General features: G+C 46.7%; 16 protein-coding genes. 9 read left to right on the top strand and 7 right to left on the bottom strand.

Features of this window, described 5'->3' with window-relative positions; genetic code table 11:
- From HRU21_03660 to HRU21_03675, 4 genes are all read left to right on the top strand, one after another.
- Positions 1-330, top strand: a 330-nt coding sequence (locus HRU21_03660) for a demethoxyubiquinone hydroxylase family protein (protein ID NRA41387.1), incomplete at its 5' end; no start/stop codon positions are given.
- Positions 331-542: 212 nt separating this feature from the next.
- On the top strand, positions 543-1211 hold the full coding sequence (locus HRU21_03665) for a carboxylesterase (GenBank protein NRA41388.1): 669 nt from the start codon (positions 543-545) through the stop codon (positions 1209-1211).
- A gap of 39 nt (positions 1212-1250) precedes the next feature.
- Entirely contained in the window at positions 1251-1796 is a 546-nt protein-coding gene (locus HRU21_03670; protein NRA41389.1) for a hypothetical protein, read from the top strand.
- A 213-nt stretch (positions 1797-2009) separates the two neighbouring features.
- Positions 2010-2891, top strand: a complete 882-nt coding sequence (locus HRU21_03675) for an SDR family NAD(P)-dependent oxidoreductase (protein NRA41390.1) — start codon at positions 2010-2012, stop codon at positions 2889-2891.
- Positions 2892-2911: 20 nt separating this feature from the next.
- Here the strand turns inward: HRU21_03675 and HRU21_03680 are convergent, their stop codons facing one another.
- Positions 2912-3466 (bottom strand): disulfide bond formation protein B, encoded by a 555-nt coding sequence (locus HRU21_03680; GenBank protein ID NRA41391.1) that lies wholly within the window; start codon positions 3464-3466, stop codon positions 2912-2914.
- 12 nt (positions 3467-3478) lie between these two features.
- A complete protein-coding gene (locus HRU21_03685; protein ID NRA41392.1) occupies positions 3479-3634 on the bottom strand; it encodes a hypothetical protein in 156 nt (51 codons plus the stop codon).
- A 273-nt stretch (positions 3635-3907) separates the two neighbouring features.
- Here HRU21_03685 and HRU21_03690 point away from each other — a divergent pair, with 273 nt between their 5' ends.
- Together HRU21_03690 and nei are read left to right on the top strand one after the other, a co-directional pair.
- On the top strand, positions 3908-4387 hold the full coding sequence (locus HRU21_03690) for an NYN domain-containing protein (protein NRA41393.1): 480 nt from the start codon (positions 3908-3910) through the stop codon (positions 4385-4387).
- Positions 4388-4712: 325 nt separating this feature from the next.
- Entirely contained in the window at positions 4713-5534 is an 822-nt protein-coding gene (gene nei, locus HRU21_03695; GenBank protein ID NRA41394.1) for an endonuclease VIII, read from the top strand.
- Between the two features lie 12 nt (positions 5535-5546).
- Here nei and HRU21_03700 read toward each other — a convergent pair whose 3' ends face one another.
- Together HRU21_03700 and umuD are read right to left on the bottom strand one after the other, a co-directional pair.
- Positions 5547-6797 (bottom strand): Y-family DNA polymerase, encoded by a 1251-nt coding sequence (locus HRU21_03700; GenBank protein NRA41395.1) that lies wholly within the window; start codon positions 6795-6797, stop codon positions 5547-5549.
- Positions 6781-7215, bottom strand: coding sequence for a translesion error-prone DNA polymerase V autoproteolytic subunit (gene umuD / locus HRU21_03705; GenBank protein NRA41396.1), 435 nt, complete (start codon positions 7213-7215; stop codon positions 6781-6783). Before umuD ends, HRU21_03700 begins: the two co-directional genes overlap by 17 nt.
- Positions 7216-7348: 133 nt before the next feature.
- Between umuD and HRU21_03710 the strand changes: the two genes are divergently transcribed.
- Positions 7349-7993: a DUF502 domain-containing protein gene (locus HRU21_03710; GenBank protein ID NRA41397.1), complete on the top strand. Its 645-nt coding sequence runs from the start codon at positions 7349-7351 to the stop codon at positions 7991-7993.
- 366 nt (positions 7994-8359) lie between these two features.
- Here the strand turns inward: HRU21_03710 and HRU21_03715 are convergent, their stop codons facing one another.
- Together HRU21_03715 and HRU21_03720 are read right to left on the bottom strand one after the other, a co-directional pair.
- On the bottom strand, positions 8360-8704 hold the full coding sequence (locus tag HRU21_03715) for a hypothetical protein (protein NRA41398.1): 345 nt from the start codon (positions 8702-8704) through the stop codon (positions 8360-8362).
- Between the two features lie 135 nt (positions 8705-8839).
- Positions 8840-9409: a hypothetical protein gene (locus HRU21_03720; protein NRA41399.1), complete on the bottom strand. Its 570-nt coding sequence runs from the start codon at positions 9407-9409 to the stop codon at positions 8840-8842.
- 105 nt (positions 9410-9514) lie between these two features.
- On the opposite strand from HRU21_03720, the gene HRU21_03725 reads away from it, so the two are divergent.
- The gene (locus HRU21_03725; protein ID NRA41400.1) at positions 9515-10099 is read left to right on the top strand and encodes an NUDIX hydrolase; all 585 of its coding nucleotides are present in this window, start codon (positions 9515-9517) and stop codon (positions 10097-10099) included.
- On the top strand, positions 10080-10529 hold the full coding sequence (locus HRU21_03730) for a pyridoxamine 5'-phosphate oxidase family protein (protein ID NRA41401.1): 450 nt from the start codon (positions 10080-10082) through the stop codon (positions 10527-10529). The genes HRU21_03725 and HRU21_03730 overlap by 20 nt, the downstream gene beginning before the upstream one ends.
- Positions 10530-10574: 45 nt before the next feature.
- On the opposite strand, the gene HRU21_03735 is transcribed toward HRU21_03730, so the two are convergent.
- Positions 10575-10649, bottom strand: a 75-nt coding sequence (locus HRU21_03735) for a TIGR02450 family Trp-rich protein (GenBank protein ID NRA41402.1), incomplete at its 5' end; no start/stop codon positions are given.

A 10649-nucleotide genomic window follows, 5' to 3' on the forward strand; every position in this document is an offset into this window, starting at 1 on the left:
AAAAGTGTATTTATTATCTTATGGCGGCTAGCGGGTTGGTGCTTAGGGTTTATTTCTGCATTAGCCGGCCCCAATGCAGTGTTTGCCAGCATTGATGTCGTTGAACGCTTTGTCGTTCAGCACTATCAACAGCAAATTGCTACTTTACAGGCGCACTCTCAATGGCCGGAGGTTGCCGCTGTCTTGCAAAGCTTTATGCATGATGAGGCAGCGCATAGGGAAGACGCTGCCAACAGGGCTGAGCCGCAAGCTGGGCCTATTCTACAGCTGTGGCTGTTCATGGTTGAGCATGGCTCAGCGCTTGCGGTAGCCGTTGCTCGACGTTGTTAAATCAATAGTTTGAGGCAGTTATGTCTGCCTTTTTTGTGCTCAGCTTTTATGCTTTCTTATGCTCAAGCATTACTGTGTCGGCAAAGTAGGGTAACGCAGGGTAAAGCAGGGTAAAGCAAGCCCGATCTCGATCACAATTTTTCTCGCCAATGGCCCTGATTCTTTGCAGCAGCTAGTCTTTTCTTATACGCTTGTGGTTTTGAGGGCTGGCTATGACTGCATTATCCTGTGAGCTTATAGAACCCACATCTGACGCCGACGCTGTAATCATATGGCTACATGGTCTTGGCGCAAGTGGACATGATTTTGTGCCCGTGGTACCTCATCTTGGCCTTGCTGAGCATCTTGCGGTGCGGTTCATATTTCCGCATGCACCGACAATTCCTGTGACGATCAATGGCGGCATGGTGATGCCCGCGTGGTATGACATCTTAGCGATTGATCTCAACCGAACCATTGATGAGGCGCAGATTTTAGCCTCGGCTGCATCGATTAGGGCGATAATTTTAGAACAAATGGCCGCAGGCATCAGCAGCAAACGCATTATTTTAGCGGGCTTTTCTCAAGGCGGTGCAGTCTGTTATCAAACCGCCTTAAGCTTTGAACAGCCTCTCGCTGGACTGCTAATTTTATCCAGCTATTTTGCCACTGCAGACCTTGTATCGCTCCATCCCAGTCAGCATGATTTACCGATTAGGCTTTATCATGGCGATGCAGATACGATGGTGCAGCCGCAGCTTGCCGAAGACGCGTTAGGTCAACTACAAGCGCTAGGACTTACTGGCAGTTTGCAGCATTATTCAATGGGGCACGAGGTGTGTTTGGCCCAGATTCAAGATATCGGTGCCGCTATTAATCAGTGGCTTTCAAGCAGTGGATAGGCTAATAATTAATCACACATGTTATCAAGGTGATCTTAGATGCAATATAAATCAGTCATTATCAGCTTTATACTCGGCAGCGTCTTAACGCTTGCGGCACTTTTTTTCGGTAAAAATATGCTGCTAGAGCGCCAGGGCTTATCCTTAATTGACAGTGAGCAATTAACGGCGCTTGAACTATCGCAGCAGAGGCTTTTGCAGGCTGAACAAGTTATCAGTGAACACAAGGCATCGATCAAAGCAAGGCAGGCCAAACGCGTGGTTACTCGCGTGACCGCCGCGACCTCAGCAACCTTTGTACCCTCGCTTGATTCAGCACTGGTGCCCGTCATTGTTTTAGGTATGGAAGCGCAGGATTATTGTGAGCAACAACAAGAGCTGCAGGCCATCCTAGATGTGTTTTCTGGCGCTCAAACTGACTACGATATGCAGGCATGCCTAGACGATATTCAACAGCAGATGCAAGTCACCGCAACGGATGCTTCAAAAGAAGTTGAAGCTGCTGTGGATGATTTTTTGAATTCGCTGAAGTCGCAGGGGCAAGCTTTGTTGCAGCGGCTGATGGATGCCTATCAGGCACCATAGACTTGCATGGAAAGGGCTCACATCATGAAGCTGTTTTTTTCGGCTAGATGATTTTGCCAAATAGTTTAAATAAAAAGATAGTTAAATAGTCTGGCCAGACAGAGTTTCTAGCAAGGCTAGTATCTAAGCAAATCGTCATATTATTTTTAGCGCATATTGGGTTGGCGCGTGCTTTACTGCAGTTATTGAAAATAAAAGCAATAGGACTGCAGCATGTTAAATATCTTTATCACCGGTGCGACTAATGGCATTGGTCGGGCAACCGCCATTGCGCTGGCTCAACAAGGCCACCGGCTGTTTTTATTATGTCGCAATCCTGATTTGGCAGAGTCTTTGCGTTCTGAACTGGATGCGCTGAGCAATATCCCGGTAACCGTTTATATAGCAGATTTGGCTGAGGTAAATAGCATCAAAGCCGCAGTTGCTGAATTTTTAGCATTGAATATCCCACTGCACCGCCTCATCAATAATGCCGGTGTCATGCATACCTCAAGACATGTGTGCACGATAAACGGGGAAGAGCTCGAACAGATGTTTGCGGTTAATCATTTAGGCCACTATTTGTTAACTATGCTGTTGCTGCCCAAGCTGATCGACACCGGCCAGCAGGCTGATCAGCCATCTCGCTTGGTCATTGTTGCCTCTGAAGCGCATGCCTTATTTTGTAAAGGCATGAATTTTGATGACTTAAATGCACAGCAGTCGTTTAAACCGCTGCGTGAATACGGTCGCTCAAAGTTAGCAAATCTGCTTATGATGATGTCCTTACTGCCAGATGTGAATCCGCAGCATGTATTAATTAACGCGTTGCACCCCGGCGCAGTGCAGTCAGGGCTTGGTGGGTCTGGCCAGTGGTATGAGCCGATTATAAAAGGTTTGCTGAGGCCGTTTTTTTTGACCGCAAGTGAGGGTGCCGCCACTTCGCTCTATGTTACAACGGCAGATATCTCCACCCACGGCGGTTATTATGTAAAATCAAAATTGCATCGAATGAAGCCCTGGGCTGAAGACCCGGTTGCAGCAGAAAAGCTAGCGCATTATTCGAAGCGTATTCTTGGCTTAGAGCAGACTTCAATTGATACTGAGCATGGCTAGTGCCTTATTTTTATTCAGCTTCAGCTAAATAGCCAATATTCGACGGGGTCATCAGGGCATACCTGCGGCCCGCACTCGGCAAACGTTAGTAAGGTGTTAGCTAGTAAGATGCATACAGCAACGAGGCAGCTAAGCTTGATCAGCCAAGGTTGTTTTTTGAATCCAGCATAGCGCGGCATGAACTCTGTTTTATATTGTGCTGCAAAACTGCTGATAACGCTGAAACCAATAATCATGATGACAAAGCAGACAAAAGCCCAGGTGTAAAAATGCATGCCCCAAAGCGGTTCACCATAGCCAGGTGTGCCAGGGATAACATGCAAACTGACCTGCCTCAGTGCAGCTGCGCCACCAAACACTGCAGATAAGGAGGCGAAGCCATAATAGACAGGCTTTGGGCCATGTAAGCTGTTTAGCATTAATGCTAGCATCACCGCTGAGAACCCCAGTCGTTGAATGAGGCATAAAGGGCAGGGCAGCTCATTGGCTACAAGCTGATCGTAAATGGCATAGCCCATGATAGCTGAGACGGCTAACAGACCTAATGCGTTTAGTTGACGAAAAAAATCCGGCATTTAACAAGCCCCCTACAGTAAGATAGTTAAGCTATCGCTTGCGTGATAACTGAGCCAATATGCACAGAGTATGAGGGTAATAATGCCTAGGCTTAATGCAGGCTTGTGCGCACCATTGATCGCGGTGATAGCGGCAATGAAAAAGAGTAGAAATAATAAACTCATCATATCGATGTGCCTGTATCAGTTTTGTTGCTGTTTATCAGTCTCTTTAGCGTGTGCTAAGGCAGCGAGTTAATGATGCCAATTTATGCAACGGCTATTCTCTATCGCTTAACTTTAGTAGAATTTAGTTTATTTTTTACCAGAAATATAGCTTTTAAGGTACTGTTTTTTTTGAACATCTATCCTTTTAGTCTCTGTTAACAGTGATTCTATCTTTAAACCCTTAAATCTTTTAAGCTTGAAAAATGAGTTGTAGAGATCTCTCGAGAGTAGCGTATGTGCAAGCTTGCAATTTTTGTTGATGTGCAAAATATTTATTACACCACGCGTGATCAGTATGGGCGGGCATTTAATTATCGCTATTTTTGGCAGCAGATAGAAAGTCAGGGTGATATTGTGATGGCTACCGCTTATGCCATTCATCGTGGTGATGATAAACAGTTTAAGTTTCAGCAAGCATTAAAGCATATTGGCTTTGAGCTTAAGTTAAAGCCCTTTATACAGCGCCGCGATGGCTCAGCAAAGGGTGATTGGGATGTCGGTATCACGTTGGATGTGATGACGGCTGCGCCTGCCGTTGATAAGGTGATTTTGCTATCTGGCGATGGTGATTTTGACCTATTATTAGCGCGTATCAAGCGTGATTATCAGGTGCAGACGCAAGTATTTGGTGTGCCTCAGCTAACCGCTGCAAGTTTGATTGAGGTGGCTGATGAATTTCAGCCTATAGATCAAGCTTGGCTATTGCCAAGCTAAGTATCTGTCAGGCAACTTGGTCTCAGGTTTTTAGCAGCTGACGATCCAGTTTAGCTAAGCGCTTTATCGCCCGGCGTTCAAATATAATGGCGATTAAACAGAGCGCTGTCACGCTTAAAACGGCTATAGCAAGACTTGAATATAGCATGCTCATGATGGCTCCCCCTTTCTTTTCGCTTTAGATCTAAAGCCTAGTCAAGTTTGTCAGTTTTGCTATGGCTTGAGCGTAATTTTTTGTCTGTCGAAAAGTTTATTTTATCGATTAAAACGCCACGTTTTATTTGTTGCGTATCTAAGGAACTGTTTTTAATAGGATGGAAGCGCAATGCCTGAAGGGCCTGAGATTCGTCTAGCGGCAGATAAGCTGCAGGCAGTTCTGCAAGATAAGCCGGTCACTGTGTCGTTCGGTCTGCCAAAGCTCGCGCATTATGATGAGCTGCTTAGCGGCGAGCGTATTATTGCCCTGGAAACCCGAGGTAAAGCCTTGCTAACGCATTTTGAGCATGGCTACAGCATATATTCGCATAATCAACTATACGGCGTTTGGAAAGTTGTGAAGGGCCATGCTTTGCCGGCCAGCTCTCGTTCACTGCGATTGTTATTACAAACGGATAGCCACTCAGCGATTTTATATAGCGCTTCTGATATCAGCGTATGGCCCACTGCAGAGCTTGCGATGCACCCATTTCTAGCGCGCGTGGGTCCCGATATTTTAAACCCTTCGCTGCACTGGCGCGATATTGCTGCCTTATTACAGTCAGCCAGATTTCGTCGGCGTGAGCTAGCCAGCCTGTATTTAGATCAGCACTTTTTAGCTGGGATTGGTAATTACTTGCGTTCAGAGATTTTGTTTATTGCTCAGTTGCAGCCAAAGCTTAAGCCTTCTCAACTCTCACGTGCGCAAGTAGGTCAGCTGGCCCGTGCAACGCTAACGGTGAGTCAACGTAGCTATGCTACTCGAGGCATTACGCTTGCGCCTAACTTGGCTAAACGGCTGAAGCGTGAAGCTGGGCCGCGTGAGCGCCGTCGCTTTTATGTCTTTAGCCGTGATGGCCTTCCTTGCTATGTCTGCGGCACGGAGATTCAGCGTTTAGAGCTGAATGGGCGGCGACTGTATTGCTGTCCACACTGCCAAGCTGATGTTTAGCCTTACGCTAGCCTAACGGGTGTGAATCAGCGGCAGCTCGTCAAGTTTGGTGGTATAGGCTGGCGATTTGAACTGTCGCTGCATTTGCCAATCTGGATCGATACCGCTACTGGCAAAAAACACCTGGGCTTGTTGGCGATTTAGCTGATCTAGCGTTTGCATCAGCTGGCGCGAACGCTCAGTTTGATATTGCTGAAAAAAATTTAACTGGCTGGGCTGTTCGTCGATCAGTTCAATTAAGCCCACTCCAGCTTTGGCATAGGCGTGACCAGGACGAAAGATTGATCTCACGGCCTGCTGACTGGCGGCAATAATATGCCGCGTATCGTTACTGGCGTAGGGCAGTACAACGGTGGCACTGTTGCGGTAGGGCTCTGTGTCAAAGCGCGAGGTTTGCACAAAGGCGGTGATAGTTTTCACTAAACTGTGCTGCTGACGCAGCTTGCCTGCTGCACGCGTGGCATATAGGCTGACCGCTTGCAATAAACCCTCCAGTGTATAAACCCGCTGCCCAAATGAGCGAGTCGAATAAATTTGCTGCTTTGGGCTCGGTTGGTTTTCAAGACTTAGACAGGCCTCGCCATTGAGCTCGGCGATCGTGCGGGCAAGGTTAACACTAAAATGTTTGCGGATATGTTTGGCGTTAGCTGCCTGTAAGTCGTACACCGTGTGTATATCAAACATGGCTAAACGTTTGGCCAGTCGGTGGCCAACCCCCCATACTTTACTGACCGGTAATTTTTTAAATACGGCATGCCACTGTGCTGGCTGGTCCAGCATGCAAACGCCGTGTAAGCGTTGTGATTTTTTGGCAATATGATTCGCTAACTTTGCTAAAGTTTTACTCGGGCCGATACCGACACATACCGGCATTCTCACATCGCGCCACACCGTATGCTTTATCTGTTGACCATAGTCCGGTAGCGGTATACCTATTTGTTTTAATGATAGAAACGATTCATCTATCGAATAGACTTCAAGTTCTGAGCTAAAGCGCGATAAGGTATCGACCACCCGTTGTGAAATATCGGCATAGAGTGCGTAATTGCTGCTAAACACGGCAACGCGATGCTGCTCTAATAGCGGCTTTAGCATAAAGTAGGCCTGTAGATCAGGTATGTTCAGCGCCTTTGCGGCGGCATTGCGCGCCACAATGCAGCCGTCGTTATTGCTTAATACCACGACTGGGCGATGCCGTAAGTCGGGTCGAAAAATCTGCTCGCAGCTGGCGTAAAAACTGTTGCAGTCAACCAGTGCGAACATGCAGGTATCGGATGCAGTGTGTTACAACGCCCTCAATCACGCAGTCCATTGCGTCATTAATGGGAATCGGGGCATAGCGTTGATTGGCCGATACTAGGCAGCGCTGCTGCAGATCGAGCAGTTTACAGACCATCTCGCCGTTTAGCGCGGCAACCACGACTGAGCCATGTACAGGCGTACAAGAGCGATCAATGACCAGCAAGTCACCATTAAAAATACCTTTACGAATCATCGAATCACCATTAGCTCGTGCAAAAAAGGTCGCCGCAGGCCGCTTGACAATATGCCGGTTAAGGTCGATACGCTCTTCAACATAGTCATCAGCAGGGCTTGGAAAGCCTGCAGCCACGCGGCTAGCAAATAAAGGCAGGGTTAGGCTGGTTGCGCTAATGTCGCCATCAATAAGGCTTATTTTCATAATTACTACGGTTTAGTACTGTATATATAACCAGTATATAGTGGGGTAATAAAAGCACAAGCAAAGATCGCTGGCATGACTTTTTTTTCATCATCAGCTATGCGATATTGCAGTTTTTGACAGGATTTAAAATATGCAGCGAGAAAAACGTGATTCGTTTGTAAAGCAAACGCTGTTAGGTGGTTTAGTCATTATTTTGCCAGTTGCTATCCTAGCGATGGGCGTACGCTGGCTGTTTAATTTTGTCACAAATTTGATTCAGCCGTTTACCAATTTAGTGGTGAAAACCTTAGGTTTTCCAGAGCTCATTGGCGACGCGATTGTATTGGTGGCAATGATTCTTAGCTGTTTTGCGGTAGGCTGGTTGGTGACAACCAAAGGCGGCGCCTGGTTTCACCAACGATTTGACGCCCGCTTAGCTCGCTTAGCCCCGGGTTATAAATTGGTCAAAGACATTGTGGGTCAATTTTTCGGTGATGCCTCACAGTCACCCTTTGCAAATGGTGAGGTTGCAGTAGTGCAGCTATTTGGTTGTGATAACCCAACGCGGGTCACGGCGATTGTGACTAGCAAACATGCTGGCGGCGGTTTTACTGTATTTATGCCCACTGGGCCAAATCCAACATCGGGCAATATTTATCATGTGGCCGCAGAACAGGTCACCTTGTGCCCAGAAATCGCTATCGAAGATGCTATGCGTACCATCATTGCCTGTGGTGCCGGCAGCGGTGACTTATTCTCACCCTATGAATTAGGCAAGTCTGAACCCGCCGCGTAAGCTCAACGCAACAGTAAAGCGCAAGACAAATGACAAAGGGCAAAGAGCAAAGAGCAAAGAGCAAAGAGCAAAACTCGACAGTATTATCCCAGGCTTTTAGAGAGAGCGTTTGTTTCGAAAAGGGCGTGCGTATGCAAGCGGAAGGTTGTAAGTGCGGAAACTCGAAGTTTTACGAACAGTAGCTCTAATACATAGTCGCTGGGCGGATGTAGCTAATTAGCTAAGCAATTTAATGATGTAGTTTATGTAGCTAGTCGAATGTTGCTAGTCGAATAAAGCTAATAAGAGGGAAGGCAATCAGTGTGAAGCAATTGCGCTACCTAGGTAGCGCAAGCGTGATAAGTCATAGCAGTAAAGCATTAAGCCTTAAATGACAACAAACTGTGGCTCAATTGACTGCTCATTTGACATCGCCAACCAGCCTTTGACAATGCGAATAATCACCACAATACCCACTGCAGCGTAAAGTAAATAAGCCAGTGAGGGCAGAATCATCGCGATGATATAGCTCGCGATTGCTCCAACCACAGCATAAATAAAGGTGTTCATTTGCCACGACATATGTGATTCGGCAAAGGTGCCTTTGGCTTCATCTTTTTTGAGGATATTCCAAATAAAGCCAACAATAAAAGTAATGCCAACTAAAAATGAAACAGCTTGAAGTATATACACAATTTGAACATTGCGTTTTGCTTGAGCGGCGTCAGACATATCAATATCTCCTTCTGAAAGTCAGTCCATGCAAGATCATTATTAGCTAAAAAACTTTGATCAATCAAGCCTTTAAGTAGCTAATTAGCAGTAAAATCGAGGAAATGTTTGGAAAACTTGCTGATATAGCCAATTTTACAGCAAACGACGCTTATGACGTTTAAACCGCATATGCGGTTGCTCCTGCGCTTCACGCAAACAATTACGTAAGTAGGGCATTGCGGCTAAATAGCGTTGGCGTGCAGAATCCTGGGTGATAAAGTCTTCGAGTTTGCGAAGGTTACAGGGCTGCTCCGGCATCATGTCGGCAATTGCTTTAACCGCGATGTCTAGCTGACAGTGTTCAAGCTGGTAGGCAGCAGCCTGGGTGGGCGTAAGAATGTAAATATCGTCACTCGCCCGGCGCTGATAGCGCGTAGCATCAAAGGGCGACGACGCCAGTACAGAAGGCTTTGGCATCCACAGTGAAATGCCGTGCGGCGCAACTAATTGATTACCACGCACTAGCTGGCAGTCGAGCGTTTTAAGGCTGGCAATCACGTGTTGACGCATAGCTGGTGATAAAATGTCGATATCTGAGCGATCGAAGCGACTATCGTCGAATACCGATAAAATGCGCTGATCAGCATGCCAATAGAGTAATTCATCGGCGTCAACGTGTTCGATCAAAGCATGCTGCCAATCAGCTGCAGAAATGGGCGCCATAGATTGTAATGCCTCTAGATAAAGTTTTACGGAGTGATAAGTGAGCTAAATAGCAGCTAATTACGAATATACGCCTAGCCAATGATTAAAGTTTATGAGGAAACTATGACAGTGATCAAAGCATGGTCAAGATTGTCATCGAAGCGTTTAGCCGATTCACGCATTATGAGTTTTTGTGAGGCTAGAGATCAATCGCCCTATACTGATAAAGCACACGATTTTGTTTATCTAGACAGTGTTGACTGGGTGAATATTGTGCCTATCACAGCACAACAAGAAGTGGTGATGATTAAACAATATCGGCATGGTGATCAGTCAATTAGTTTGGAGATTCCTGGCGGCATGGTTGATGCGAATGAGCAGGCCATGCAGGCGGCCTGTCGAGAATGCATGGAAGAAACCGGCTATCAGGTGAGCAATGTGCGAGCATTTGGCGTGTTATCGCCGAACCCTGCAATTTTCAATAACCGTTTGCATTGCTTTGTGGCTGAATTAGCAGAGACCGCTGCAGATGCTTACACCAATCATCATAGCGCGACCGAAAAAACAGAGGTGGTGTTAATGCCGATTGCCGAGCTAGCCCCAGCTATGCTTAGCGGCGAAATTAATCATGCCTTAGTTTGCGCGACGTTATGGCGTTTTTTAGCCTTACGTCAGGNAAGTGACGAAAATGCTACAGCATACGATTAACCGCCTGCTTAGTCAGCAGGTTCAGGCAGTACTGGCCACCACCGATAAGACGCATGGCATACCGCTGATGCACTTGATGGCCTATGCTTTTAGCACGGCACTGGATGAAATTTATTTAGCCTCTCGACGAAGCACGCGAAAAGTCGATAATTTATTGCTGCAGCCCTCAGTGTCAATGCTATGGGACAATCGAAGCGGCTCGATACAAGATCATATCGATGGTTTTACCTTGTTGGCGATTGCTGAGGCTTCAGTGATAGAGAATGCAGATACGCAGCAGCTATCACTGATGCGTGAGGCACTGTTGCAAAAAAATCCAACCCTGGCGCCCTTATTTGCATTGCCCGACTGCTGTTTAATCAAGCTTGTGGTGCGTGAATATCAATATACAGAGGCATACCAAGCCACTGAAATCTGGCAGCCAGGTTAGGCAGAGTAACCAGAGTAGACAATAGCGCTGTTAGCTTAAAGCGCTTTAGCGCCAGCCCAACTGCCATACAGAGGCATCTTTTAATTCATGCCAATCAATGGCAAACGCACGATGTGAGCG

It is taken from the genome of Pseudomonadales bacterium (assembly GCA_013215025.1).
Lineage (GTDB): Bacteria > Pseudomonadota > Gammaproteobacteria > Pseudomonadales > DT-91 > DT-91.

What these genes read in the sequence shown, in the direction of transcription:
- HRU21_03665 (NRA41388.1), top strand. Translation starts at nt 543, where the DNA reads ATGACTGCATTATCCTGTGAGCTTATAGAACCCACATCTGACGCCGAC.
- HRU21_03670 (NRA41389.1), top strand. Translation starts at nt 1,251, where the DNA reads ATGCAATATAAATCAGTCATTATCAGCTTTATACTCGGCAGCGTCTTA.
- HRU21_03675 (NRA41390.1), top strand. Translation starts at nt 2,010, where the DNA reads ATGTTAAATATCTTTATCACCGGTGCGACTAATGGCATTGGTCGGGCA.
- HRU21_03680 (NRA41391.1), bottom strand. Translation starts at nt 3,466, where the DNA reads ATGCCGGATTTTTTTCGTCAACTAAACGCATTAGGTCTGTTAGCCGTC.
- HRU21_03685 (NRA41392.1), bottom strand. Translation starts at nt 3,634, where the DNA reads ATGATGAGTTTATTATTTCTACTCTTTTTCATTGCCGCTATCACCGCG.
- HRU21_03690 (NRA41393.1), top strand. Translation starts at nt 3,908, where the DNA reads ATGTGCAAGCTTGCAATTTTTGTTGATGTGCAAAATATTTATTACACC.
- nei (NRA41394.1), top strand. Translation starts at nt 4,713, where the DNA reads ATGCCTGAAGGGCCTGAGATTCGTCTAGCGGCAGATAAGCTGCAGGCA.
- HRU21_03700 (NRA41395.1), bottom strand. Translation starts at nt 6,797, where the DNA reads ATGTTCGCACTGGTTGACTGCAACAGTTTTTACGCCAGCTGCGAGCAG.
- umuD (NRA41396.1), bottom strand. Translation starts at nt 7,215, where the DNA reads ATGAAAATAAGCCTTATTGATGGCGACATTAGCGCAACCAGCCTAACC.
- HRU21_03710 (NRA41397.1), top strand. Translation starts at nt 7,349, where the DNA reads ATGCAGCGAGAAAAACGTGATTCGTTTGTAAAGCAAACGCTGTTAGGT.
- HRU21_03715 (NRA41398.1), bottom strand. Translation starts at nt 8,704, where the DNA reads ATGTCTGACGCCGCTCAAGCAAAACGCAATGTTCAAATTGTGTATATA.
- HRU21_03720 (NRA41399.1), bottom strand. Translation starts at nt 9,409, where the DNA reads ATGGCGCCCATTTCTGCAGCTGATTGGCAGCATGCTTTGATCGAACAC.
- HRU21_03730 (NRA41401.1), top strand. Translation starts at nt 10,080, where the DNA reads ATGCTACAGCATACGATTAACCGCCTGCTTAGTCAGCAGGTTCAGGCA.